The sequence below is a fragment of the Thalassobaculum sp. genome (assembly GCF_040219615.1).
In the GTDB taxonomy this organism is placed as follows: domain Bacteria; phylum Pseudomonadota; class Alphaproteobacteria; order Thalassobaculales; family Thalassobaculaceae; genus Thalassobaculum_A.
This window is the reverse complement of sequence record NZ_JAVJSE010000042.1, coordinates 20,245-43,409: the sequence shown is the minus strand read 5'-3', so window position 1 is coordinate 43,409 and position 23,165 is coordinate 20,245. Positions and strand designations below refer to the sequence as shown.

Sequence of the window (23,165 nt, the reverse complement as noted above, 5' to 3'; positions counted from 1 at the left end):
CGAGCGCGTCGCCGCCCGTGCGGGCGTGGCCGGCCTCGGCAGTCTGGGGGTCAGCCGGCGTGATGGCGGGCCTCCTCGGCGGCCGTTCCGGCGGCGGTCGCCGCGGCGGCCGTCCGGCCAACAATCTGTGGCGCCATCGGACGTTCGGCACTAGGTTGAGCGGGCCGTACCCACTAACACAGCGCCCCCGCGCTGGAAAGCGCGTCACGGACCGTATGGCCAAGCCCCGACACAGCAATTCCGGACCCTGCGGCGGCCCGGGCCGGTCGCCCGCCGAGCCCCGATGAGCACTTCCAAGCCCGAGAAGAGCCGCATCCCGATCGCCGACGAGCGCAGCTGGCCGCTGCTCGGCCGGCTGTGGCGCGACTTCGTGCGCCCCTACGCCCTGTGGCTGGTCGGCGCGGCGGTCGCCTCGGCGGTGGTGGCGGCGGCGACCGCCGGCTCGGCCTGGCTGCTGGACCCGGTGGTCAACAAGGTGTTCGTCGAACGCGACCGCGACATGCTGTGGCTGATCGGTGGCGGGGTGCTGGCGATCTTCGTGGTCAAGTCGGTCGCCGCCTACCTGCAGGAGGCGGTGCTGGCCTTCGTCGGCCAGCGCATTGTGGCCGACGTGCAGGAGCGGCTGTTCGCGCACCTGCTGGAGCAGGACGTGGCGCTGTTCCAGAGCCGCCAGACCGGCACCCTGGTCTCGCATTTCACCTACGACGTGCAGGCGCTTCGGCAGGCGGTGTCGACCGCGCTGGTCGGGCTCGGCCGCGACGGTCTGTCGATCGTGTTCCTGGCGGCGGTCATGGTCTACCAGGACTGGCTGCTGTCGCTGATCGCGCTGGTGGTGGCGCCGGTCTCGGTGGCGCCGATCCAGAGGCTCGGCAAGCGCATGCGCCGGGTGTCCGGCGAGTCGCAGATCCGCATGGGCGAACTGACGACCCTGCTCGGCCAGGCGTTCCAGGGCATCCGGGTGATCAAGGCCTACGGTATGGAGGCGGCCGAGCGCCGGCGGGTCGGCGAGGTGGTCGAGGCGCTGTTCCGGCTGGCCTACCGGCAGGGCCGGGTGCGCGCCGCGGTGCAGCCGATCATCGACGTGCTGGGCGGCCTGGCGGTCGCCGGGGTCATCGTCTACGGCGGCCTGCGGGTGATCGACGGGGTGACCACGCCGGGCGCGTTCTTCTCGTTCATCGCGGCGGTGCTGATGGCCTATCAGCCGCTGCGCGGCCTCGGCAAGGTCAACACCACGATGCAGGAGGGGCTGGCCTCGGCCGAGCGGCTGTTCGGCCTGCTCGACCGCCAGTCGGCGATCGCCGACGCGCCGGACGCGGTGGCGCTGGCGCGCGCGCCGGCGGCGGTGGCGTTCGAGGGCGTCGGGTTCAGCTATCCCGACGGCACTGAGGCGCTTACCGGCCTCGACATGACCGCGCCGGCCGGCAAGGTCACCGCCCTGGTCGGGCCGTCGGGTGCGGGCAAGAGCACGGTGCTGCAGCTGATCCCGCGCTTCTACGACGTCCAGCACGGCACCGTGAAGGTCGCCGGCCGTGACGTGCGCGGCCTGACCATGCGGAGCCTGCGCGCCGCGATCGCGGTGGTCAGCCAGGAGGTCGTGCTGTTCGACGACACGGTGGCCGAGAACATCCGCTTCGGCCGGCCGGAAGCGACCGACGCCGAGGTCGAGGCGGCCGCCGAGGCGGCGGCGGCGCACGGCTTCGTCTCGGAGATGCCGGCCGGCTACGCCACCCGGGTCGGCGAGCACGGCCTGAAGCTGTCCGGCGGCCAGCGCCAGCGCATCGCCATCGCGCGGGCGATCCTGAAGGACGCGCCGATCCTGCTGCTGGACGAGGCGACCAGCGCGCTTGACACCGAGTCCGAGCGGCAGATCCAGGCAGCGCTGGCCCGGCTGATGGTCGGGCGCACCACCATCGTGATCGCCCACCGGCTTTCGACCGTGCAGAACGCCGACGTGATCCACGCCTTCGAGCGCGGCCGGGTGGTGGAGTCCGGCTCCCACGCCGAGCTGCTGGCGCGCGGTGGGCTGTATGCGCGGCTGCACGCCCTGCAGTTCCGTGACGACGAGCAACCGGCGGCCGTCGCCGCCGGGCGCTGAGGCCAGGGGAGGCGCCATGACCCGGTTGCTGCACTTCGTCAGCCTGCTGCTCCTCGGCCTGCTCGCCGGCTTCTTCTACGCCTACAGCAACAGCGTGATGTGGGGGCTGGACGACACGGCGCCGGCAGCCGCGGTCGAGGCCATGCAGGGCGTCAACCGGGTGGTCCGCAACCCGCTGTTCGCGGTGTCGTTCTTCGGCGCGCCGGTGGCGGCCACGGTCGCCGCCGCCTTCCTGTGGCGGCGCGACGGCGCCGGCGCCGGCCTGGCGGCGGTGCTGGCCCTGGCGTTCTGCCTGGCCTCGGTCGGGATCACCGCCGTGGTCAACGTGCCGATGAACGAGGCCCTGGCCGGGATCGACCCGGCGACCGCCGACCTGCCGGCGGTGTGGGCCGACTACAGCGAGCGCTGGACGTTCTGGAACCATGTGCGGTTCGCCGCCGCGCTGGCGGCCTTCGCGCTCACGGCCCTGCTGGCGCTGCGTCCGGCTCGCTGACCGCGGGGCGGTCGCGCCAGCGCCGGTGCACCCAGAACCACTGCTCGGGGCGCTCGCGCACCCAGGTCTCGATGTGGTCGTTGACCGCCTGCACCAGGGCGGCGACGTCGGCGGCGCGGTCGCCGGTCGCCGTGATCTCGACAGGCGGGTCGACGGTGACCCGGAAGCGCGGCCCGCCCAGCCGCTCGAACCGGATCGGCACCACCGGCAGGCCCAGCCGCAGGGCGAGCTGGGCGAAGGCCGGCGTGGTCATCGCCGGGCGCCCGAAGAAGCGCGCCTCGATGCCCTCGTTCATCTTCTGGTCGACCAGGATGCCGAGCGAGCGGCCGGACCGGAGTGCCGCCATCGCCTGCCGGCCGCCTTCCGCGCCCTTGCGGATCATGGCGCCGTCCGGATCGATCCGGCGGCGGGCCAGCAGCCGGTCGACCCACGGGTTGTTGGGCGCGCGGTAGATGTAGTCGACCGCGAAGCCGCAGCGCACCGCCACCGCCGGCGCGATCTCCCAGTTCGCCAGATGGGCGCCGACGAAGATCACCGGCTTGCCGCCGGCCCGCAGGGCTTCCAGGGTCTCGGTGCCGGCCATCTCGACCGCGGCCGGGTCGGTCAGCAGGCGGCGCAGATGCGGGAACTCGCCGATGTTGCGACCGAGATTCTCCCACATGCCCCCGAGCAGGGCGTCGAGCTCCGCCGACGGTCGGCCCGGGTAGCTGAGCTCCAGGTTGCGGCGGGCGACCCGATGGGCCCGCAGCAGCGGCCCGATACGGCGCAGCAGCCAGCCGCCGGCGGCCGAGCTGGCGGCCGGCGGCAGCAGGCCGAGCAGGCCATAGACCGCCAACACGACGGCGGCTTCCAGCGGCTGGGCCAGGCGGAGGAGGAGACGGCTCATGCCGTCGGTATGGTTCCTCGCACGCCCCGCTGTCCAGCCCCTTGGCAGGCTCAGGCGGTCGCCGGGGTCAGGCGGGCCAGCGGCTTCTCGTCGATCGCCACGTGGATTGCCGCCGCGATCAGGCCGAGCGCCACGCCGGCCCACCACACGCCGTCATAAGAGCCGACCGTGTCGTACAGGTAGCCGCCGAGCCACACGCCGAGGAAGCTGCCGAGCTGGTGGCTCAGGAACACCACGCCGAACAGGGTCGCCATATAACGCACCCCGAACACCTGGGCGACGATGCCGGTGGTCAGCGGCACGGTCGATAGCCACAGCAGCCCCATGGATCCGGCGAACAGGTAGATCGTCCAGTCGGTCTTCGGGGCCAGCAGCAGGCCGATGATGACGATCGAGCGCAGGAAGTAGATCCAGGCTAGGCCGGTCTTCTTGCTCCAGCGCTGCCCGACCAGCCCTGCTCCGAACGAGCCGGCGATGTTGAAGAATCCGACCAGCGCGAGCGCGGTGGCGCCGACCGCCGGGTCCAGGCCGAGGTCGGAGACGTAGGCCGGGAAATGCACGGTGATGAAGGCGACGTGGAAGCCGCAGACGAAGAACCCGACGGTCAGCAGCACGAAGCCGCGGTGGCCGCTGGCCTCGCGCAGGGCCTGCAGCAGGCTCTGGTCCTGCATCATCTCGCTCTTGGGCGCCTGGGCGTTCGGCAGGATGAAGGCGAGCGGAATGACCAGCAGGGCCGACAGCGCCAGGTAGCCGAGCGCCGGCTCCCAGCCGAACTGGTGGATGAAGGCCTGGCCGAGCGGCGAGAACACCACCTGCCCGAACGAACCGGAGGCGGTGCCGAGACCCAGCGCCAGCGACCGGCGCTCCGGCCCGACCACCTTGGCCATCGCCGCCATCGCCAGCGAGAACGAGGTGAAGGCGACGCCGAGCCCGGTCAGCACGCCGCCGAACAGGTGCAGTTCGAGGGCGTTGCCGGCGTGCGCGAATCCCCACACACCGATCGCGTAGACCACGGCGCCGACCGCGAGCACCCGGGACGGGCCGTAGCGGTCGGCGATCATGCCGGCGATCGGCACGCCGATGCCCCACAGCAGGTTCTGGATCGCCATCGCGAGGCCGAAGGTGCTGCGGTCCCAGCCATGGGCGACCGTCATGGGCTCCAGGAACAGGCCGAACACCGAACGGACGCCGAAGCCGACCATGGCGATCAGGCAACCGGCAAGGATCACCACCAGGGGCGTGCGCCAGCCATAGGAGGCCGGGCCGGGCTGGGTGGATGCGGTGCTGGTCATCGGAAACCTCGACTGACGCTGGGCCGTTGGAAGACGCGGAGGGCTTCGTTATAATGCGTGTGCTTACACTGGTGTACCTGCACGAATGAGTCAACGATGTGTGATCCCGACGATCGTACCGGCACCCGTGCCGAGCCGGCATCGATGGCCGCCGAGATGCGCTGCACCGGCGCCGCCCTGCGCCGGGCCACACGCCGCCTGACGCAGTTCTACGACGACGCGATGAAGCCCACGGGCCTCAGGCTGACGCAATACTCGGTTCTGAACGCCCTGGCCCAGGCCGAAGACCCCTCGATTACGGACCTGGCCGAGACCCTGATGATGGACCGGACGACCCTGACCCGGAACCTGCGGCCCCTGGAGGCGGCGGGCTGGGTGCGGCTCGGGCCCGGGGCCGATGCCCGTTCGCGGGCGGTGACCTTGAGCGAGGACGGCCGGCGGGTGCTGGAGGCGGCCCGCCCGGTCTGGCGGCAGGCCGAGATCGCGGTCCGAGAGCGGCTCGGGGCGGACGGCGGGCGGGCGTTGCGCCGGCTGCTGGCCGAGGCGTCGGCGGCGATGGCGGCGGACTAACCGGGTGAAGACGGCCGCCCGGCCGTCTGCTATGTCGGGACCGCGAATTCGCGACGCCCCAGTTCACTGCCTTCGGCGACCGGAGACCGACCATGGACCAGGACAAGCTGCGCGCCCTGCGGGAGAAATACGGCTCCGCCCCCGAGGGTACGATCTTCGATCCCGACTTCGCCGAGGTCGGCAAGCAGATCTTCCGCGGCGGCCGCCGGCTGTGGCCGTTTGCCGGCGTGTCGACCTTCCTGGACGCGCCCTACCGGCCCATGAAGGGCGACGACCCGGATCTCGACGGCCTGGACTATGCGCTGATCGGGGTGCCCATGGACCTCGGCGTCACCAACCGCGCCGGCTCCCGCCTCGGCCCGCGCGCGGTGCGCGCGATCGAGCGGATCGGCCCCTACGAGCACATGCTGAAGATCGCGCCGCTGGCCGGCTGCGCGGTCGCCGACGTCGGCGACGTGGCGATGCAGAGCCGCTACGACCTGGCCGGCTGCCATGCCGACATCGAGGCGTATTTCGACAAGGTTCGTGGCGCCGGCGTGGTGCCGCTGGCGATCGGCGGCGACCACTCGATCTCGCTGCCGATCCTGAAGGCCCTCGGCCGCGGCCGGCCGCTCGGCCTGGTCCATATCGACGCCCATTGCGACACCAGCGGCCCCTACGAGGGCGCGAAGTTCCATCACGGCGGCCCGTTCCGCCAGGCGGTGCTGGAGGGCGTGCTGGACCCGGAACGCACCATCCAGATCGGCATCCGCGGTGCCGCCGAGTATCTCTGGGAGTTCTCCTACGAGTCGGGCATGACGGTGCTGCACGCCGAGGACGTCCTGAAGCTTGGGCCGGCCGCGGTCGCCGAAAAGGCGCGGGCGGTGGTCGGCGACCAGCCGTTCTACGTGTCCTTCGACGTCGACAGCCTGGACCCGGCCTATGCGCCCGGCACCGGCACGCCGGAGATCGGCGGCATGACCTCGCTGGAGGCGATGGAGATCCTGCGCGGCCTGGCGGGCCTGCCGATGGTCGGCGGCGACGTGGTGGAAGTGGCGCCGCAATACGACGCCACCTCGAACACTGCGCATGCGGCGGCGCAGATCCTGTTCACGATCTTCTGCCTGGCGCGGCTGGCCGAGCCGGCGCGCAAGGCGGCGGGCTGGTGACGGGGCGCTAGCCGGCCAGCAGGGCGGCGGCGATCGCGCTCCACTCGGCGTCGAGCGGGTCGCGGCTGTGCGGCCGGCCGGCGCGGCGGTACCAGTAGCCGGCATTGGCCTCGTCGCCCTCGACCCGGTGCAGGTGGGCGTGCACCCAGGCGGCGTCGCGGCCGTCGTCGGACTGGGCGGCCTCGTGGGCGGCCTGCCAGTCGCCGCGGCCCTGGTGCCAGAGGGCGGCGAGGGCGGGCGAGGCGCCGGCCGGCGGAACCGGGTCGGCGAGCGAGCGGCGGAAGGCGTCGGGGGTCATGGTCGGCGTCTCCGGAATTGAGTGCATGGGCTGGATGCCGTTGGACCGCAGCCTAGATCAGGAATTCGGCAACTTGAAACCGATGTACGGGGACACTGACAGATGATCGAGGCGCTGCTCGAGCACAACAAGGCCTGGGCCGCGGAGCGCGTGCGCAACGACCCGGACTATTTCAAGCGGCTGTCCGGGCTGCAGGCGCCGCAATACCTGTGGATCGGCTGTTCCGACAGCCGGGTGCCGGCGAACGTGATCACCGGGCTCGAGCCGGGCGAGGTGTTCGTGCACCGCAACGTCGCGAACCTGCTGCACCCGGGCGACCTGAACGGCCTGTCGGTGCTGCAGTTCGCGGTCGAGGTGCTGAAGGTCTCCTACATCATCGTGTGCGGGCACTACGGCTGCGGCGGCGTGGCGGCGGCGGTCGACGGCCAGCGCCACGGGCTGATCGACCACTGGCTGCGGCCGATCCAGGACGTGTACGAGCGGTTCGAGCCGGATCTCGCGGCCCTGCCGGACGCCCAGGCGCGGCTCGCACGGCTGTGCGAGCTGAACGTGGAGCAGACGGTCGGACGGGTGGCGCAGACTCCGGTCGTGCAGGACGCCTGGCGCAGTGGCCGCAGCCTGGCGATTCACGGCTGGGTATACGGCCTCGACGACGGCGTGATCCGGGATCTCGGCTGCACGGTTTCCGGCGCCGACGACGTGCGCCGGCCGGGCGGCCCGGCGCCCGCGTAGCGGCCTACCGTGTTCACACATCTCTCGGCGGCGGGTGGGTTCCGGAGCCGGACGCTCAGGCGTCCCCTCCGGAATGACGGAAGTTTGGCGGAATTCGGCCGCTTTCACCGCGAGATCCCACCCCCCTTTCGTCATCCCGGAGAGGCTGCGTGAGCAGCCGGCTCCGGGAACCACGAAGTGACGGGCGTCACGAACCGCATGAAACCGCACGCCTTTTCGCGATGTGTGAACACCGTAGGCGTAGCGGCGGGACGTCAGGCGCGGAGCGTCCGCCCGCTGCCGGCCGTGCGCTGCTCGATCAGCCACTCGGCGGCCGCGACAGTGTCGGTGAACACGCCGGGGGTCTGCGCCCCGGTGGTCGCGCGCATGGCGGCCCAGAGATGCCCGAGCATCTGGTGGCCTTCGTCGCCGGACACCACCAGGGCCGTCAGCTGGGACGGGTATCCGCGCGATTCCCGGTACGCCTGATAGTGCCGCAGCCAGTCGACGTCGATCTCGTGGACGATCGCCTGCGTGGTGTCGAGCAGCACCAGGGTGGAGGGCCCGACATCCGGATGGCCGACGGCGGCGTCGAGCGCCCGCTTCGCCACGTCGAGGCTCAGCAGGCCGACATAGGCGACGGTGACCATGTCGTTCCGGCGGTCGACCGAAATCTCGAAACCCGGGCCGTTCATCGGCGTAGTCCGCCTGTTCTGGCGTATCGTTCCGGATCGTAGGCTAGCACATCGCCGAACCGCCGTCGCCTCAGGCGGCTGGCAGGGAGTTCAGGCGCAGCGCGGGCTCGCTGCTCAGGTACTTCTCGCCCTCGTCGCGCACGACGGCGGCATGGTCGTCGTACAGGAACGGCAGGATGACGTAACGGCGCCCGCGGGTCACCGGCGTCGCCTCGTGTAGCAGCGAACAGGAGAACACCGCGGCGGCGCCGGTATCCGGCTTGTAGAGATCCAAGCCGTATTCGCGGAACCGCAGCTCGCCGCCTTCGTACTCGTTGCTGTTCAGGTTGATGCTGACGGCGAACGCCCGGTGGCCGGTCGCCTTCGAGACGTTGTCGCGGTGCTCGCCGAAGAATCCCTGGTCGGTCTCGTCGTAGCAGCCGATCACATACCGCTCGATCCGGGTCGCGTTGTAGACATAGGCCTTCCGTATTTCGGGCAGGACCCGTTCTACGAGGGCATCGCGAAGCCGCTTCTGCAAGTCCGGGTCGGCGATGTTCACATCCTTTCGGCGCTTCCTCTTCGGGTCGAGAACCGATCTGGTCTGGCCGTCGATGTCCCGCATGAAGCCGCTCTCGTAGCCGCCGGTCCGCTCGTAGTGCTCGATATAGCGACGGCAGAGCCCGGGGCTCAGGACATCCGGTACGAGCAGGACCGGCGCCTGGCCCCGGATGATGCGCTCCGGCTCGGGCACCGGCAGGGTCGCCACCGCCTCGCGAATCCGCGTGCCGACCGTATCGAGCGGCGTGGCTGGGATGTGCGCGTGCAGGCGGAGATTGCAGCGGGCCAGCATCAGGCCGACCCGCAGGATCGACTGCCCCGGAATGTTGTCCGGTGACGGCATTTCCATTCCGAACTGCCGGTAGATCGACCTGCCGTGGTCCCAGAACACGACGAACGTCCGGGTCAGCTGCGCCAGCACCTCGTCTTTCGTGCTCGGCTTGTCGGCGGTCACGACATAGACCAGGACCTGCTGCTGAACGAGCCAGTCCGCCTGGGCGATGAGGGTCTGCGCCAGGTTGCGGCCGAGATCGGTCTTGGCCGAACCGATGAAGGCCAGCACGAAGCGGCGCCCCCCCAGCGTATTGAACCTGAATTCGGGGTTGACGGTGCTGTCGGCCTGGAAATCCGGCAGGAAGTCACCCGGGGACAGAAAGCGCATGGCCTGCACTCAGTTGGACAGCGCGCGGGCGGCGCGCATGGCGAGTTGGCGGGCATTCGGCTCGGGGATCGAGCCCACCAGCGCAAAGGCGACGCCGTCCCGTTCGCCATAGGCCACGGCAAGGCCGTCATGCGTGGTCACCCGAGGCACGGCGGTGTCGTGGCGGAGGGCGTCGAGGATGGGGGAGTCCAGCGACAGCACCAGCGACACCCGCCGTGCCTCGGGGTCGGTGAAGAAGAAGACCGCCGCCGGGCCGCTGTCGGTCGCGGCCACGTCGACGCGGGACAGGGCGAAGCCGGCATCGCTCAGGTCGGGCGGCGTGAGCTTGTGGGCGAACAACTTGCCAAGGCTGTCGATCACCGGACCCGATGCTTCCAGGGAGAAGCCCGGCGCCAGGGCGGTCACCCGATGCACCTCGGTGACCTCGTCGATGAAGTCGGAAAGCGCGTCCGGGCCCGGTGCCGCCCAGGATGCGGCGGTCCAGCCGACCGCCGCCGCCGCGGCCAGGCCGGCGACCTGACGCCAGAGCGTCGCCCAGGCGCCCGCCGACCGCGGCCGTTCCCGCCGCGCGGCCAGCGTCCGCAAGCTGCCGTCCAGGCGCTCGGCGAGCCGGGTGAGCCTCGGCGGAATTCCGCCCAGATCCCTCGATTCGGCACGAGCAAGGTCGCGGAGGATCGCGTGGTCGGCCAGCAGTTCGTCGAGATGCCGGCGCAGCGCCGGATCGCCGGCCACCGCCCGCTCGACCTCGGCCATCCTGGCCAGCGAGAGATCGCCGTCGACATACGCACTCAGTTCCGCGGCATCAATCGTCCTGGACATCATGTCCTCCAACCACGCGGAGCGTGGACCGGGCCGGTCCCTCGCTGCGGAGCGCCCGGCGCAGGGCCTCGCGCCCGCGCGCCAGTCGCGACCGTACCGTGCCGACCGGCAACCCGAGCACGACGGCGGCTTCGTCGGTGCTCATGCCGTCGACCGAGACCAGCAGGACCACGCGGCGCTGGTCCTCCGGGAGTCGGTCGACGGCGGCCAGGGCGCGCCGCAGCTCGATCCGGGTCTCCTGGGCGAGGTTCTGTGACCGGTACTCACCATCGGATTCATTGCGGTCGATAGCCCGCCGCTGCCGCTCGGACGTGCGGGTGCCGGACACGAAGGTGTTGTGCAGGATCCCGAACAACCAGGCGCGCAAATCCGCATCCGGGCGAAACTGCCCGGCCCGGCGGATCGCCTTGACCAGGGTCTCCTGGACCAGGTCGTCGGCGTCGGCGGCATCCCGGCACAGGAAGCGGGCATAGCGCCGCAGCCGCTGAATATGCGCAACCACGTCCAGATCGGTCATTCCCGCGCGCCCTTCAGCGAGGAGATCTCCGGACATATACGCTTGGGCTGTACGCGATTATCCGCGATCGGCGAGGCCGATGGGAATTTTTCTGTGGCGCCGGCGGTTCTGAAGGTCCCGAGGGCTACCGTAGCGCGGCGTTGATCCGGTCGAGGACGTCGCTGCCCGGGCAGAGTTCCTGCTCGTCCAGGCCGTTAAGCGGCGTCTGCACCGTCCGCAGGCTGCCGTGCAGGTCGCGCGGCTGGGCATCGAGGTAGAGCAGCCCGGTCGCGACCTCGCCGGCCCGCTCCTTCTCCTGGATGTAGCCGAGGGCCGCCGCCTTGTCCGACGGGTCGTAGTCGGCGTCGATCTTGGCCAGCCGCAGCAGGGTGCCGTTCGGCTGCATGATCTCGACCGTCGTGCCCGGCTCGTACTCGGCGGTGATCGGCTCCTGGCCGGTGATGAAGTCGAGCCGGTTCACCGCCTCGTTGTGCTCGCGCACGTAGTCGTAGCTCTTGGTCGAGCCCTTGTGGTTGTTGAACGCCACGCAGGGCGAGACGACGTCGAGGATGGCGGCGCCCGGATGGCTGATCGCCGCCTTGATCAGCGGCACCAGCTGGTGCTTGTCGCCGGAGAACGAGCGGGCCACGAAGGTGGCGCCCATCAGGATCGCGAGCGAGGCCAGGTCGATGCCGCTGTCGTTGTTGACCGCGCCCTTCTTGGCGACCGAGCCCTTGTCGGCGGTCGCCGAGAACTGGCCCTTGGTCAGGCCGTACACGCCGTTGTTCATGACGATGTAGACCATGTTCACGCCGCGCCGCATGACGTGGGCGAACTGGCCGAGGCCGATCGAGGCGCTGTCGCCGTCGCCGGACACTCCGAGATAGATCAGCTCGCGGTTGGCCAGGTGGGCGCCGGTCAGCACGCTCGGCATCCGGCCGTGCACGGTGTTGAAACCGTGGCTGGCGCCGAGGAAGTAGGTCGGCGCCTTCGACGAGCAGCCGATGCCGGACAACTTGGCCACCCGGTGCGGCTCGATCGCCAGCTCGTAGCAGGCCTGCACGATGGTGGCGCTGATCGAGTCGTGGCCGCAGCCGGCGCACAGCGTCGACACCCGGCCCTCGTAGTCGCGGCGGGTGAAGCCGACGCTGTTCTTCGGCAGGCTCGGGTGGTGCAGCTTCGGCTTGGTGATGTAGGTCATCACACGGCCCTTTCGAGCGGAACGACGTTGTATTGCGCGAGCCGGCGCCGGATCTCGCCCAGGATGAAGTGCGCGGTGATCGGGGTGCCGTCGTAGTGCAGCACCGGCACCAGTCGCGCCGGGTCGATGCCGAGTTCGGTGGTCAGCATGTTGCGGAGCTGGCCGTCGCGGTTCTGCTCGACCACGAAGACCTTGTCGTGGGCGAGGATGAAGTCGCGGACCTGGTCGGGGAACGGAAAGGCGCGCAGGCGCATGGCGTTCACATGCAGGCCGTCGGCCTGCAGCCGGTCGAGCGCCTCGCTCATCGAAGGGCTGGTCGAGCCGAAATACAGCACCCCGTAGCGGGTCGATCTGGCGGCCGCGCGCAGCACCGGCTGCGGCACCAGGGCCTTGGCTGTGTCGAACTTGCGGAGCAGCCGTTCCATGTTCTCGAGGTAGTCGTGGCCTTCCTCGGAGTACCGCGCATAGGCGTTCTTGGTGGTGCCGCGGGTGAAGAACGCGCCCTTGCTCCGGTGGGTGCCGGGCAGGGTGCGGTAGGGGATGCCGTCGCCGTCGACGTCCAGGTAGCGGCCGAATTCCCGGCCGGCCTCCAGTTCCTCGGCGGTCATCACCTTGCCGCGGTCCATGCGGCGGGAGTCGTCCCACTCGAATGGCTCGCACAGCCGGTGGTTCATGCCGATGTCCAGGTCGGTCATGACGAAGATCGGGGTCTGCAGCCGGTCGGCGAGATCGAGGGCGGCGGCCGAGAAGTCGAAGCACTCGCGCGGGTCCTCGGGGAACAGCAGCACGTGCTTGGTGTCGCCGTTCGAGGCGTAGGCGCAGGAGACCAGGTCGGCCTGCTGGGTGCGGGTCGGCATGCCGGTCGACGGGCCGCCGCGCTGCACGTTGATGATGGTCGCCGGGATCTCGGCGAAATAGGCCAGGCCGATGAACTCGGTCATCAGGCTGATGCCGGGGCCGGAGGTCGAGGTGAAGGCGCGCGCGCCGTTCCAGCCGGCGCCGATCACCATGCCGATCGAGGCGAGCTCGTCCTCGGCCTGGATGACCGCGTATTTCGCCTCCTTGGTGTCGGGGTCGTGGCGGTACCGCTTGCAGTAGGCGGCGAACGCCTCGGCCAGCGACGACGACGGGGTGATCGGATACCAGGCGCACACGGTGGCGCCGCCGTAGACGCAGCCGAGCGCCGCCGCGGCGTTACCCTCGACGAAGATCCGGTCGCCGACCTTGTCGCGGGCCTCGACCTTGAGGCCGCAGAGCCCCGGCTCCAGGTTCTGCAGCGCCCAGTCGCGCCCGAGATGCAGCGCCTTCACGTTGGAGTCGATCAGCGCTTCCTTGCCCTTGAACTGCTCGCCGAACAGCGACTCGATGACCTTCGGGTCGATGTCGAGCAGCACCGAAAGGGCGCCGACGTAGATGATGTTCTTGAACAGCTGGCGCTGGCGCGGATCGCTGTAGGTGGCGTTGGTGATCGCGGTCAGCGGCACGCCGATGACGGTGACGTCGTCGCGGAACATGCTGGGCGGCATCGGCCGGGTCGAGTCGTAGAACAGGTAGCCGCCCGGCGTCAGCTCGGCGACGTCCTGCGCCCAGGTCTCGGGGTTCATGGCGACGATCATGTCGATTCCGCCGCGCCGGCCGAGATAGCCGTCCTCCGACACCCGCACCTCGTACCAGGTCGGAAGGCCCTGGATGTTCGAGGGGAAGATGTTGCGGGGGCTGACCGGCACGCCCATGCGCAGGATCGATCGCGCGAACAGCTCGTTGGCGGATGCCGAACCGGAGCCGTTGACGTTGGCGAACTTGACGACGAAGTCGTTGGTCGCTTTCAGTGCTTGCCGCATGCGTGTTCCGCGTGGGTCATTTCGATGAGGTACTTCCGCATGTCCCAGGCTCCCGTCGGGCAGCGCTCGGCGCATAGCCCGCAATGCAGGCATACGTCCTCGTCCTTGGCCATGATGCGGCCGGTCTTCAGGCCGTCGCCGACATAGAGATCCTGGGTCAGGTTGGTCGCCGGGGCGCTCAGCCGGGTCCGGACGTCGGCCTCCTCACCGTTGTCGGTGAAGGTGATGCAGTCCATCGGGCAGATGTCGACGCAGGCGTCGCACTCGATGCAGAGCTGCGGCGTGAACACCGTCTGGATGTCGCAGTTCAGGCAGCGCTGCGCCTCCTTCCAGGCGAGCTCGACGTCGAAGCCGAGTTCGACCTCGGCCCGGATGTCGCGCAGCGACTCCTCCTTGGGGCGGTGCGGCACCTTGAACCGGGTGTCGAGAGCGACGTCGTTGTCGTAGCTCCATTCGTGGATGCCCATCTTCTGGCTGACGACGTCGACGCCCGGGGCCGGCCGGACCGCGGGGTCGCCGCCCTCGAGCGCGATATGGATCGACAGCGCGGCGTCGTGGCCGTGCGCCACCGCCCAGATGATGTTCTTCGGCCCGAACGCCGCGTCGCCGCCGAAGAACACCTTCGGGTGGGTCGACCGCATGGTGGCCTCGTCGACCTTCGGCATGTCCCAGCGCTCGTCGAACTCGATGCCGATGTCGCGCTCGATCCACGGGAAGGCGTTCTCCTGGCCGACCGCGACCAGCACGTCGTCGCATTCGAAGAACGGGTCAGGCTCGCCGGTCGGCACCAGCCTGCGCCGGCCGTTGGCGTCGTACTCGGCCTGCACCTTCTCGAAGGTCATGCCGACCAGGCGGCCGCCTTCATGCACGAAGCTCTTCGGCACCAGGTAGTTGAGGATCGGGATGTCCTCGGAGATCGCGTCGTCCTTCTCCCAGGGCGAGGCCTTCATCTCCTCGAAGCCGGAACGGACGATCACCTTGACGTCCTCGCCGCCGAGCCGGCGCGCGGTCCGGCAGCAGTCCATCGCCGTGTTGCCGCCGCCGAGCACGATGACGCGCTTGCCGATCTTGTCGATATGGCCGAACGACACCGACGACAGCCAGTCGATGCCGATGCTGATGCTGGCCGCCGCTTCCTGCCGGCCCGGGATGTCCAGGTCGCGGCCGCGCGGCGCGCCGGATCCGACGAACACCGCGTCCCAGCCCTCGTCGACCAGGTCCTTCAGGCTGTCGATCCGACGCTGCTGGAAGGCGACGTTGCCGATCCCGGTGATGTAGCCGACCTCGTCGTCGATCACCGATTCCGGCAACCGGAAGCGTGGGATCTGGGTGCGGATCATGCCGCCGAGCTTCGGGTCCTGGTCGACGACGGTGACCTCGTAGCCGAGCACCGCGAGGTCGCGCGCGACCGTCAGCGAGGCCGGCCCGCCGCCCACGCAGACGATGCGCCGGCCATTGCTGGCCGGCGCCGAGGGCAGGCGGCCGTTCAGGGGCTCCTTGTTGTCGGCGGCCACCCGCTTCAGGCGACAGATCGCCACCGGCTCCTTGCGGCCGCCCACCACGTCCTCGTCCTCGACCCGGCCGCGACGGCAGGCCGGCTCGCACGGCCGGTCGCAGGTCCGCCCGAGGATTCCGGGGAACACGTTGGATTTCCAGTTGATCATGTAGGCGTCGGTGTATCGCCCATGGGCGATCAACCGGATGTACTCCGGCACCGGGGTGTGGGCCGGGCAGGCCCACTGGCAGTCGACGACCTTATGGAAATAACTCGGGTCTGCGATATCCGTGGCCCGCAAGGCCAATCCTCCCCACCTGCGGTGCGCCTCGACCCGTTTGGACACGAGCCTTCGCGTGAGGAGTAGGAACCCGGCCGGCACGCCACGTCAAGACGTTGGCGGCTGTCTATCGCGTCAGCGACTCTGACATTGTTTCCCTACGCCAGGGAACGTGGCGGCTCGTCGCACCCGCCGGCCGTGGTCTTGGACCCAGAACGGGGCACGGCAATGGCCTGCCACCGCTGCGGCAATGGTCTGCCCACGCCGCGCCAACCGGCCTATAGTCTGGCCGCAAGGCCCGGAAGCGGGCCGCTTCAGACCCTTCGACAGGAAGCAGAGCGATGATCCGCAAGACGGACTTCTACATCGACGGCGCCTGGGTGGCGCCGCTCGCCGAGAACGACCTGGAGGTCATCAACCCGGCCGACGAGACCGCCTTCGCGACCATCTCGCTGGGCGCGGGCGGTGACGTGGACCGGGCGGTGGCCGCCGCCCGCGCCGCCTTCCCGGGGTGGAGTGCTACGAGTCGCGAGGAGCGGCTGGCGCTGCTCGAGAAGCTCGCGGAGGTCTACAAGGCGCGGTCGCCGGAGATGGCCAAGACCATCAGCCAGGAGATGGGCGCCCCGATCACCCTGGCGACCAGGGCCCAGGCGGCCGCCGGCTACGGCCACATCAAGGCGTTCATCCGGGTCCTGCAGGAGTTCACCTTCGAGCACCCGCTGCGCGACGACGCCCGCGGCGAGCACATCATCTACGAGCCGATCGGCGTGTGCGGCCTGATCACGCCGTGGAACTGGCCGATGAACCAGGTGACCCTGAAGGTCGTGCCGGCGCTGGCGGCCGGCTGCACCGTGGTACTGAAGCCGTCCGAGGTCTCGCCGCTGTCGGCCATGCTGTTCGCCGAGATCGTGCACGAGGCCGGCTTCCCGAAGGGCGTGTTCAACCTGGTGAACGGCGACGGGCCCAGCGTCGGCGAGGCGATGTCCCGCCACCCGGGCATCGACATGATGTCGTTCACCGGCTCGACCCGGGCCGGCACCGCGGTCACCAAGGCGGCTGCCGACACCGTCAAGCGGGTGACCCTGGAACTCGGTGGCAAGTCGCCGAACATCGTGTTCGCCGATGCCGACCTGCAGAAGCTGGTGGCGGCCGGGGCGGCCCACTGCTTCAACAACACCGGGCAGTCCTGCAACGCCCCGACGCGCATGCTGGCCGAGCGTTCGGTCTACGACCAGGTCGTCAGGATCGCCGTCGAGACCGCCGAGAACACCAAGGTCGGCAACCCGGCGGAGGAGGGCCCGCATATCGGCCCGCTGGTCTCCGAGGCCCAGTTCAACAAGGTCCAGGGGCTGATCGAGAAGGGCATCGCCGAGGGCGCCCGGCTGGCCGCCGGCGGCCCGGGCCGGCCGGAGGGTTTCAACCGCGGCTACTTCGTGCGGCCGACCGTGTTCGCCGACGTCACCAATGACATGACCATCGCCCGCGAGGAGATCTTCGGCCCGGTGCTGTCGATCATCCCGTTCGAGGGCGAGGCGGAGGCGATCCGGATCGCCAACGACACGCCCTATGGCCTGACCTCCTATGTCCAGACCGGCGATCCCGAGCGCGCCAGGCGGGTGGCCCGGCAACTGCGCAGCGGCATGGTGCAGCTGAACGGCGCGGGCCGCGCCTCGGGCAGCCCGTTCGGCGGCTACAAGCAGTCCGGCAACGGCCGCGAGGGTGGCAAGTGGGGCCTCGAGGACTTCCTGGAGGTCAAGGCGGTCGCCGGCTGGCCGCAGAGCGACTGAGGAATCGGAAGCAGCTTGTGGGTTCCGGAGCCGGGCGCGGTCGCGCCCCCTCCGGAATGACGGTGTCTTGTGGTCGTCATCCCGGAGAGTCCGCGCAAGCGGACGGCTCCGGGACCCACGAAGCGACCGGCGCCGGTCAGTACTCCGGCCCGGCCCCCTGCAGCCCGAGCGCGGCCGCCGCCAGGTAGCAGAACTCCAGCACCACGGTGGCGGCCAGCCAGGCGGTCATGCCCTGCACGTCGTAGGTCGGCGTGGTGGTGTTGACGTCGAAGCCGACGATGTTCAGGCCCTGCAGGCCGCGGATCAGCCGCAGGCCCTCGCGCGCAGTCAGGCCGCCCCAGGCCGGGGTGAACACGCCGGGCGCGACCGACGGGTCGAACACGTCCATGTCGAAGCACACGAACACCGGCCGGTCGCCGATCACCGCGCGGAACCGTTCCAGGATCGCCGCCGGGCCCTGGTCCTCGAACTCGTCGATCGGAATCACGTGGTAGCCGAGGCCGCGGGTGTAGTCGAACACGCCGGGCACGTAGGCGGTGCCGCGCAGGCCGAAATGCAGCGACACGCTGGGGTCGACATAGCCCTTCTCGGCGGCGAAGGAGAAGGTCGTCGCCGGGTTCAGGTCGATGGCGTTGCCGCCCTCGGGATAGGCGTCGGTGTGGGAGTCGAAATGCAGCACGGCGAGGCCGGGATGGGCGTGGCCGAGCGCCTGCATCATCGGCACGCTGATCACCCCGTCGCCGCCCAGGCCGATCGGCATGGCGCCGGCCGCGATCACCGCCGCGATCGCCGCGCCCATGCGCTCGACCGAGTCCTCGATGTCGCCCGAGGTGACGCCGACGTCGCCGACGTCGACCAGCCGCAAGGCCCGCACCGGGTCGAAGTCGGCGGCCACGCCCGGCCGGTAGTGCCGGACCATGTCGGTCGACATCATGCGGATCGCCGCCGGCCCCAGCCGGGCGCCGACCCGCTTGGGATGCCGGCCGGAATCGAACGGCAGCCCGACGATCGCGGCCTTCGCGCCCGCCGACGCGGGATCGAGGGTCTGCGGCACCCCGAGATAGCTGCCGACGGGGCGGAACAGGCCGGTGGCGGCGAGGGTCATGGGAGTGGCTCCGGCGACGGAGCGGCAGGTGGGTTCCGGCTCAGTCCCGCCTGCGGCGGTCCGGTCCGGAATGACGAGGAACAAAGAACCAATTCCCCGTTCGTCATTCCGGACGGACGCGCGCCGGCGCGGTCGAGCCGGAACCCACGGAGCGACGGGCGTGGCGGGGCCATCGCGACCTACTCGATCGGGTCGCGGATCAGCGGCGAGGTCGAGCAGTGGATGCCGCCGCCGCCCTGGAACACGCCCTCGTACTCGACCGGGACGATCTCGATGCCCAGCGTGTCGAGCGCCTCGGCGGTGCGCGGCGAGGCGCCGGCCTGCATCAGCACCCGGCCGGGCCGGACGGCGATGCAGTTGACCACGCCGGAGGGGTCGTCCGGATGCACCTCGATGGTGCGGATGCCGAGTTCCTGCAGCTTGCCGAGGAACCAGAACGGCAGCTGGGTCGGGTTGATGATCGCGGTGTCGACGTCGATCATCACCAGGGCGCCATCGATGTGCAGCCGGTAGCCGGTGAGGTCGACCCGCAGCAGCTCGACGCCCTGGGCGTTCAGCACCTCCTCGACCTGCCGGGTGCCTTCCTCGTTGACCCGCGACGACCGGCCGATCACCGCGGTGCGCGGATTCAGCCAGACGAAGCTCCCGCCCTCCATCAGGCCGGTGCCGTGGATCGTGCGCAGGATCGGCATGCCGACCTTGGCCAGGGTCTCGGTGACCGGCGCCTCCTCGCCGCGCCGCACGATCGGGCCGAGCCGGGTGACGATGGCTCCGCCCTTCACGCCGATGCAGCTGTCGCGGGTGTAGATCGACTTGTGCCGGCCGGGCGCGCAGCGTGTCAGGTAGACGACCTCGACGTCCTCCTTGCGCAGGGCGTCGGCCAGCCCGTCGTGCTGGGCCTGCTGGACCTCCAGCGGCGTGATGCTGTCGCCGCGCCAGTACCAGGTCTCGCCCTCGGCGTCGCCGAACGAGCCGAGATGCTCGAGCCGCTTGGCGGGGTCGAGGATCTTCATCTCGTCGCCCGGCCGGTGCATCAGCACCATGCGCAGTCGGCCGACGTCGTTGTCGCAGCCCCACTGCCGACCCCACACCGTCGCCTGCTGCTCGGGCGACTCGAAGCCCGGCTCGGCATGCGACGGGAAGGTCTTGATGGTCATGTTGTAGCGGTACTCGAACTCGCTGACGGCGCCCATCGGGGGTCTCCCAGGATCGGTTCTTGTGGTCGGTTCCTATCAGGCGGGCAGGGTCGGCAGCACCCATTCGGTGCCGCGCGCGGTCTCGACGTATTCCGGCCACGGGTAGTGCACCGGGGCAGGGTAGTCCTTGCCGAGCAGCGGCGGCAGCCATTTCGAGCCGCCGATGCCGCCGCCGGTGCGCTCCTCGAACTCGGCCCGGCAGCGGGCCAGCGCCGCCGTGTCGGTCAGCAGTTCCAGGCCGGTCAGCGCGATCACCTTGCCGGCGGTCAGGAACATCGGGTCCATGGCGGCCGGCACGCCGCCGAGCGCGCAGTGGCACCAGTGCGGCACCCGCACGCCCGGCGCCGGGTTCTTGATGGCGGCGCGGCCGACGTAGAGCCGGACCGTCGGCGCATGCCACGTGTAGTCGGTGTAGTCGTCCGAGGTGTAGTTCTTCTGCCAGGACGGCAGCTGGGCGCGCAGCGCCGCCTCGCCCTCGCGCGGGTCGACCAGCTGCTCGAGGATCTCCGGGAACGGCTCGGCCGGCGGCTCGTAGCCGAGGCTGCGGATCATCGCGCGGCCGAATTCCTTGGCCTCCTCCGGGAACTTCGGCGGGCCGACGATCTCGAAATTGCCGTAGGTGATCTCGGCCAGCGCGTTGTTGGCCAGGCCGGGGCGGGTCTTGGTCACCCAGTCGCCCTGCACCTGGCAATGGGTCAGACCGGCGACATGCGCGGCGTTGTTGTCCAGCACCCGCTCGATCGCCTCGGCCATCTCGACCGACGGGCAGCGCCAGGCGAACTGGATCTGCCCGAACCGCGGCGGCAGGTTGTCCGCGGTCGCGAAGCCGGAATTCAGGATCGCCTCGTTCAGGGTCCAGCTGCCGCGGTGCGGCAGCATGTTCTCCTTGGTGTACTTCGTCGTGGTGTACATCAGGCAGACCGCGTCCATGGCGGCCGGCGCGCGGGCGATGGAGTGGCTGTTCTGGGCGCCCTTGCGCTCGCCGGCGCTGCCCCAGGTCTCGGGGTCGGGCGAGGTGAAGGTGTAGACCTTCGACCAGTAGCAGCCGCAGTGGGTCTCCCAGATCACCGTGTTCGACAGCGCCGGCAGCGAGGTCGGGTGGAAGCTGATGGCGGCGTCCAGGTCGTCGTAGTAGCCGTGGCTGGCGTGGATCGGCTTGGAGCCGCACATCTTCTCAGCCGGCTCGCCGAAGAACTTGATGCGCCCGGCGGTGCCGTGCTCGCGCATCGCCGCCTGCATGGCGAGCGCGCCGGTCAGCCCGCCGAGGCCGAGGGCGGAGTGCGGGTCGGTGTGGCCGGCGGCGTTCGGGTGCACGCCTTCGCGCGGCTTGCGGTAGGGAACGGCCTCCTGGCTGGTGCCGGGCACCGCGTCGTACTCGGCGTAGCAGCCGACGGTCGGCCCGCCGCTGCCCTGCTCCCAGGTGGCGCAGAACGCGGTCGGCATGCCGGCCGAGCCGGGTTCCACGTCGAAGCCTTCGGCGCGCAGCCGCTCGACGTACCAGGCCGCCGACTTGTATTCGCGCCAGGACGGCTCGTGCAGGTGCCAGATCGTCATGTGGTCTTCGGACAGGCGCGCGGCGTTGGCCTCGATCCAGTCGAGGGCAGTCCGCTTCTCCGGCGTGAGCTCGGCGGCCATGGGGGTCTCCGTCGATGTGGCGACCGTCGGCGGCTGCCGCGGTCGGGGTCTGTCAGCCCTCGCCCTCGACCCGGGCCGTCAGCCGGGCGCGCCGCCGCTGGCGGGCCCACAGCTCGGTCAACAGCAGGGCGAGGGTGGCTGCGATCAGCATGGTCGCGACCGAGGCGATGGTGGGGTCGAGATGGTCCTGGATGCCGTCCCAGATGCGCTTGGGCAGGGTGTAGACGTTGCGGCTGGTGATGAAGAGCGCGACCACGATCTCGTCGAACGAGATGGTGAAGGCGAACAGCGCGCCGGACAGCATCCCCGGCATGATGCTGGGCATGATCACCCAGCGGATGGTCTGCGAGGTCGAGGCGCCGAGGTTGCGGGCCGCCTGCTCGAGCCGGACGTCGAAGTTGGCCAGCGACGCCGACACCGTGATCACCACATAGGGCACGGCGATCAGGGTGTGCGCCAGGATCAGGCCGAAATAGGTGTCCATGATCCCGAGGTCGATCCAGAACCGGTACATCGCCAGGGCCTGCACGATGGTCGGGACGATGATCGGGGTCAGCATGAAGGTCCGCACGCCCTCGGCGGCGTTGCTGGCCAGCCGCCAGCAGCCGATGGCGCACAGCGTGCCGAGGAACAGCGCGAACACCGTGGAGAATACCGCCACGATCAGGCTGTCGCGGGTGGCGGCCAGCCAGATCTCTTTCTCGAAGAACGCCGCGTAGTGGCGCAGCGACAGCCCTTCCTTGGGCAGGGACAGGTAGTACTGGTCGGTGAACGACACCGGCACCACGATGATCATCGGCAACACCAGGAAGGCCAGCACCGTCCAGGCCAGGCCGAGCATCAGGCAGCGCCCGAAGACGACGCGCGGGTCCTTCATGGGGCGCTCCTGGATACGGCGAGGCGGCGGGTGGGTTCCGGCTCCGTCTCGCCGCGGGCGATCCGGTCCGGAATGACGTCGACAAGAGGCCGGCGCCCCGGCCTCGTCATTCCGGACGGACGCGCCGTCCCGGCGCGGCCGAGCCGGAACCCACACGCCGCCGATCTCGTCATGTCGCTCGCCTCCTCATCGCGCGCCGAACACCTTCTTCAGGTCGACGAAGCGCGCCACCAGAGCCAGCGACAGCAGCACCGAGAACAGCAGGGTCGAGGCCAGCATGGTGGCTTGGCCCCAGCGCAGGGTCTCCTCGAAGCTGACCTGGATGTATTCCGAGATCATCACGACCTTGCCGCCGCCGAGCAGCGCCGGGGTGATGAAGAAGCCGAGCGAGAACACGAACACCAGGATGGTGGCGGCGATGATGCCGGGCTTGCTGAGCGGCAGGTAGACGTTCAGGAACGCGCCGGCCGGCGAGGCGCCGAGGCCGCGCGCCGCGCTGAGCAGCCGGGTGTCGATCCCGGTCATGTTCGAGTAGATCGGCAGCACCGCCAGCGGCAGCATGAAGTGCACCATGCCGACGATCACGCCGAACTCGTTGCGGACCAGCCGCAGCGGCTCGTCGATCAGGCCGAGCTCCATGAGGCCGGAATTCACGATGCCCTGGCTGCGCAGCAGCATGACCCAGGCGAAGGCCCGGATCAGCACGCTCAGCCAGAAGGTCAGCAGCACGCAGAACATCATCCAGGTGCGCTGGCGCTCGCCGACCCGGGCCATGGCGAAGGCGACGGCATAGCCGGCGACCACCGTGATCGAGGTGGTGATCACGCAGATCCTGAGCGTGGTGATCCAGATCCGGTGGATCAGCGGCCGCTCGATCAGTTCCATGTAGTTGCCGAAGCCGGGAACCGGATCGGTGACGCTGATCCACAGCACCTGGAGCAGCGGGTAGATGTAGAACACGAGCATCAGCACGACCGCCGGCGCGATCAGCCACCAGTAGATCCGGCGCAGCGATGCGTGCATGGGACGGCCTGCCGATGCTCG

Annotated in this window: 21 protein-coding genes; 6 read left to right on the top strand and 15 right to left on the bottom strand. The window is 70.0% G+C overall.

All coding sequences use genetic code 11. From position 1 onward, the window contains the following. Positions 1 to 283: 283 nt before the first annotated feature. Positions 284 to 2,095 (top strand): ABC transporter ATP-binding protein, encoded by a 1,812-nt coding sequence (locus RIC31_RS26115; RefSeq protein WP_350115353.1) that lies wholly within the window; start codon positions 284 to 286, stop codon positions 2,093 to 2,095. A gap of 16 nt (positions 2,096 to 2,111) precedes the next feature. Beyond that, positions 2,112 to 2,588 carry an anthrone oxygenase family protein gene (locus tag RIC31_RS26110; RefSeq protein WP_350115350.1) on the top strand — a complete coding sequence of 159 codons (477 nt, stop codon included), beginning with the start codon at positions 2,112 to 2,114 and terminating at the stop codon, positions 2,586 to 2,588. On the opposite strand, the gene RIC31_RS26105 is transcribed toward RIC31_RS26110, so the two are convergent. Continuing rightward, positions 2,554 to 3,474: an LpxL/LpxP family acyltransferase gene (locus tag RIC31_RS26105; RefSeq protein WP_350115347.1), complete on the bottom strand. Its 921-nt coding sequence runs from the start codon at positions 3,472 to 3,474 to the stop codon at positions 2,554 to 2,556. The genes RIC31_RS26110 and RIC31_RS26105 overlap by 35 nt on opposite strands. A 50-nt stretch (positions 3,475 to 3,524) precedes the next feature. Beyond that, the gene (locus RIC31_RS26100) at positions 3,525 to 4,766 is read right to left on the bottom strand and encodes an MFS transporter (RefSeq protein ID WP_350115344.1); all 1,242 of its coding nucleotides are present in this window, start codon (positions 4,764 to 4,766) and stop codon (positions 3,525 to 3,527) included. 96 nt (positions 4,767 to 4,862) lie between these two features. On the opposite strand from RIC31_RS26100, the gene RIC31_RS26095 reads away from it, so the two are divergent. Both RIC31_RS26095 and speB read left to right on the top strand, forming a co-directional pair. Next, positions 4,863 to 5,336: a MarR family winged helix-turn-helix transcriptional regulator gene (locus RIC31_RS26095; RefSeq protein WP_350115341.1), complete on the top strand. Its 474-nt coding sequence runs from the start codon at positions 4,863 to 4,865 to the stop codon at positions 5,334 to 5,336. Between the two features lie 92 nt (positions 5,337 to 5,428). Then, positions 5,429 to 6,484: an agmatinase gene (speB, locus tag RIC31_RS26090; RefSeq protein ID WP_350115338.1), complete on the top strand. Its 1,056-nt coding sequence runs from the start codon at positions 5,429 to 5,431 to the stop codon at positions 6,482 to 6,484. Between the two features lie 7 nt (positions 6,485 to 6,491). Here the strand turns inward: speB and RIC31_RS26085 are convergent, their stop codons facing one another. Further along, complete coding sequence (locus RIC31_RS26085) at positions 6,492 to 6,782, bottom strand: hypothetical protein (protein WP_350115335.1); 291 nt, start codon at positions 6,780 to 6,782, stop codon at positions 6,492 to 6,494. A gap of 102 nt (positions 6,783 to 6,884) precedes the next feature. On the opposite strand from RIC31_RS26085, the gene RIC31_RS26080 reads away from it, so the two are divergent. Next, complete coding sequence (locus RIC31_RS26080; protein WP_350115332.1) at positions 6,885 to 7,514, top strand: carbonic anhydrase; 630 nt, start codon at positions 6,885 to 6,887, stop codon at positions 7,512 to 7,514. Between the two features lie 254 nt (positions 7,515 to 7,768). On the opposite strand, the gene RIC31_RS26075 is transcribed toward RIC31_RS26080, so the two are convergent. The 7 genes from RIC31_RS26075 to RIC31_RS26045 form a co-directional block, all read right to left on the bottom strand. Continuing rightward, positions 7,769 to 8,188 carry a hypothetical protein gene (locus RIC31_RS26075; RefSeq protein ID WP_350115329.1) on the bottom strand — a complete coding sequence of 140 codons (420 nt, stop codon included), beginning with the start codon at positions 8,186 to 8,188 and terminating at the stop codon, positions 7,769 to 7,771. A gap of 70 nt (positions 8,189 to 8,258) precedes the next feature. Then, positions 8,259 to 9,389, bottom strand: a complete 1,131-nt coding sequence (locus tag RIC31_RS26070; RefSeq protein ID WP_350115327.1) for a 2OG-Fe(II) oxygenase — start codon at positions 9,387 to 9,389, stop codon at positions 8,259 to 8,261. A gap of 9 nt (positions 9,390 to 9,398) precedes the next feature. Further along, a complete protein-coding gene (locus RIC31_RS26065; protein ID WP_350115324.1) occupies positions 9,399 to 10,208 on the bottom strand; it encodes an anti-sigma factor family protein in 810 nt (269 codons plus the stop codon). Beyond that, positions 10,192 to 10,725, bottom strand: coding sequence for a sigma-70 family RNA polymerase sigma factor (locus RIC31_RS26060; protein WP_350115321.1), 534 nt, complete (start codon positions 10,723 to 10,725; stop codon positions 10,192 to 10,194). Before RIC31_RS26060 ends, RIC31_RS26065 begins: the two co-directional genes overlap by 17 nt. Before the next feature lie 124 nt (positions 10,726 to 10,849). Further along, on the bottom strand, positions 10,850 to 11,905 hold the full coding sequence (locus tag RIC31_RS26055; protein ID WP_350115318.1) for a 2-oxoacid:ferredoxin oxidoreductase subunit beta: 1,056 nt from the start codon (positions 11,903 to 11,905) through the stop codon (positions 10,850 to 10,852). Beyond that, positions 11,905 to 13,746 carry a 2-oxoacid:acceptor oxidoreductase subunit alpha gene (locus RIC31_RS26050; RefSeq protein WP_350115315.1) on the bottom strand — a complete coding sequence of 614 codons (1,842 nt, stop codon included), beginning with the start codon at positions 13,744 to 13,746 and terminating at the stop codon, positions 11,905 to 11,907. The genes RIC31_RS26055 and RIC31_RS26050 overlap by 1 nt, the downstream gene beginning before the upstream one ends. Continuing rightward, positions 13,731 to 15,542 (bottom strand): FAD-dependent oxidoreductase, encoded by a 1,812-nt coding sequence (locus RIC31_RS26045; protein ID WP_350115312.1) that lies wholly within the window; start codon positions 15,540 to 15,542, stop codon positions 13,731 to 13,733. Before RIC31_RS26045 ends, RIC31_RS26050 begins: the two co-directional genes overlap by 16 nt. Positions 15,543 to 15,862: 320 nt before the next feature. Here RIC31_RS26045 and RIC31_RS26040 point away from each other — a divergent pair, with 320 nt between their 5' ends. After that, a complete protein-coding gene (locus RIC31_RS26040) occupies positions 15,863 to 17,308 on the top strand; it encodes an aldehyde dehydrogenase family protein (RefSeq protein WP_350115309.1) in 1,446 nt (481 codons plus the stop codon). Between the two features lie 136 nt (positions 17,309 to 17,444). Here the strand turns inward: RIC31_RS26040 and RIC31_RS26035 are convergent, their stop codons facing one another. The 5 genes from RIC31_RS26035 to RIC31_RS26015 all read right to left on the bottom strand — a co-directional run bounded on the left by RIC31_RS26035 (position 17,445) and on the right by RIC31_RS26015 (position 23,144). Beyond that, positions 17,445 to 18,413, bottom strand: a complete 969-nt coding sequence (locus RIC31_RS26035; protein ID WP_350115306.1) for an arginase family protein — start codon at positions 18,411 to 18,413, stop codon at positions 17,445 to 17,447. 179 nt (positions 18,414 to 18,592) lie between these two features. Continuing rightward, positions 18,593 to 19,606 carry a dimethylarginine dimethylaminohydrolase family protein gene (locus tag RIC31_RS26030; protein ID WP_350115303.1) on the bottom strand — a complete coding sequence of 338 codons (1,014 nt, stop codon included), beginning with the start codon at positions 19,604 to 19,606 and terminating at the stop codon, positions 18,593 to 18,595. 39 nt (positions 19,607 to 19,645) lie between these two features. Continuing rightward, positions 19,646 to 21,244, bottom strand: coding sequence for a zinc-binding metallopeptidase family protein (locus tag RIC31_RS26025; RefSeq protein WP_350115300.1), 1,599 nt, complete (start codon positions 21,242 to 21,244; stop codon positions 19,646 to 19,648). Between the two features lie 52 nt (positions 21,245 to 21,296). Beyond that, positions 21,297 to 22,121, bottom strand: coding sequence for an ABC transporter permease (locus RIC31_RS26020; protein ID WP_350115297.1), 825 nt, complete (start codon positions 22,119 to 22,121; stop codon positions 21,297 to 21,299). A 186-nt stretch (positions 22,122 to 22,307) separates the two neighbouring features. Next, the gene (locus tag RIC31_RS26015) at positions 22,308 to 23,144 is read right to left on the bottom strand and encodes an ABC transporter permease (RefSeq protein WP_350115294.1); all 837 of its coding nucleotides are present in this window, start codon (positions 23,142 to 23,144) and stop codon (positions 22,308 to 22,310) included. Between the last annotated feature and the right edge of the window lie 21 nt (positions 23,145 to 23,165).

What these genes read in the sequence shown, in the direction of transcription:
- RIC31_RS26085 (WP_350115335.1), bottom strand. Translation starts at nt 6,782, where the DNA reads ATGACCCCCGACGCCTTCCGCCGCTCGCTCGCCGACCCGGTTCCGCCG.
- RIC31_RS26080 (WP_350115332.1), top strand. Translation starts at nt 6,885, where the DNA reads ATGATCGAGGCGCTGCTCGAGCACAACAAGGCCTGGGCCGCGGAGCGC.
- RIC31_RS26030 (WP_350115303.1), bottom strand. Translation starts at nt 19,606, where the DNA reads ATGGGCGCCGTCAGCGAGTTCGAGTACCGCTACAACATGACCATCAAG.
- RIC31_RS26035 (WP_350115306.1), bottom strand. Translation starts at nt 18,413, where the DNA reads ATGACCCTCGCCGCCACCGGCCTGTTCCGCCCCGTCGGCAGCTATCTC.
- RIC31_RS26095 (WP_350115341.1), top strand. Translation starts at nt 4,863, where the DNA reads ATGTGTGATCCCGACGATCGTACCGGCACCCGTGCCGAGCCGGCATCG.
- RIC31_RS26075 (WP_350115329.1), bottom strand. Translation starts at nt 8,188, where the DNA reads ATGAACGGCCCGGGTTTCGAGATTTCGGTCGACCGCCGGAACGACATG.
- RIC31_RS26100 (WP_350115344.1), bottom strand. Translation starts at nt 4,766, where the DNA reads ATGACCAGCACCGCATCCACCCAGCCCGGCCCGGCCTCCTATGGCTGG.
- RIC31_RS26105 (WP_350115347.1), bottom strand. Translation starts at nt 3,474, where the DNA reads ATGAGCCGTCTCCTCCTCCGCCTGGCCCAGCCGCTGGAAGCCGCCGTC.
- speB (WP_350115338.1), top strand. Translation starts at nt 5,429, where the DNA reads ATGGACCAGGACAAGCTGCGCGCCCTGCGGGAGAAATACGGCTCCGCC.
- RIC31_RS26065 (WP_350115324.1), bottom strand. Translation starts at nt 10,208, where the DNA reads ATGTCCAGGACGATTGATGCCGCGGAACTGAGTGCGTATGTCGACGGC.
- RIC31_RS26050 (WP_350115315.1), bottom strand. Translation starts at nt 13,746, where the DNA reads ATGCGGCAAGCACTGAAAGCGACCAACGACTTCGTCGTCAAGTTCGCC.
- RIC31_RS26115 (WP_350115353.1), top strand. Translation starts at nt 284, where the DNA reads ATGAGCACTTCCAAGCCCGAGAAGAGCCGCATCCCGATCGCCGACGAG.
- RIC31_RS26055 (WP_350115318.1), bottom strand. Translation starts at nt 11,905, where the DNA reads ATGACCTACATCACCAAGCCGAAGCTGCACCACCCGAGCCTGCCGAAG.
- RIC31_RS26015 (WP_350115294.1), bottom strand. Translation starts at nt 23,144, where the DNA reads ATGCACGCATCGCTGCGCCGGATCTACTGGTGGCTGATCGCGCCGGCG.
- RIC31_RS26060 (WP_350115321.1), bottom strand. Translation starts at nt 10,725, where the DNA reads ATGACCGATCTGGACGTGGTTGCGCATATTCAGCGGCTGCGGCGCTAT.
- RIC31_RS26025 (WP_350115300.1), bottom strand. Translation starts at nt 21,244, where the DNA reads ATGGCCGCCGAGCTCACGCCGGAGAAGCGGACTGCCCTCGACTGGATC.
- RIC31_RS26040 (WP_350115309.1), top strand. Translation starts at nt 15,863, where the DNA reads ATGATCCGCAAGACGGACTTCTACATCGACGGCGCCTGGGTGGCGCCG.
- RIC31_RS26110 (WP_350115350.1), top strand. Translation starts at nt 2,112, where the DNA reads ATGACCCGGTTGCTGCACTTCGTCAGCCTGCTGCTCCTCGGCCTGCTC.
- RIC31_RS26070 (WP_350115327.1), bottom strand. Translation starts at nt 9,389, where the DNA reads ATGCGCTTTCTGTCCCCGGGTGACTTCCTGCCGGATTTCCAGGCCGAC.
- RIC31_RS26020 (WP_350115297.1), bottom strand. Translation starts at nt 22,121, where the DNA reads ATGAAGGACCCGCGCGTCGTCTTCGGGCGCTGCCTGATGCTCGGCCTG.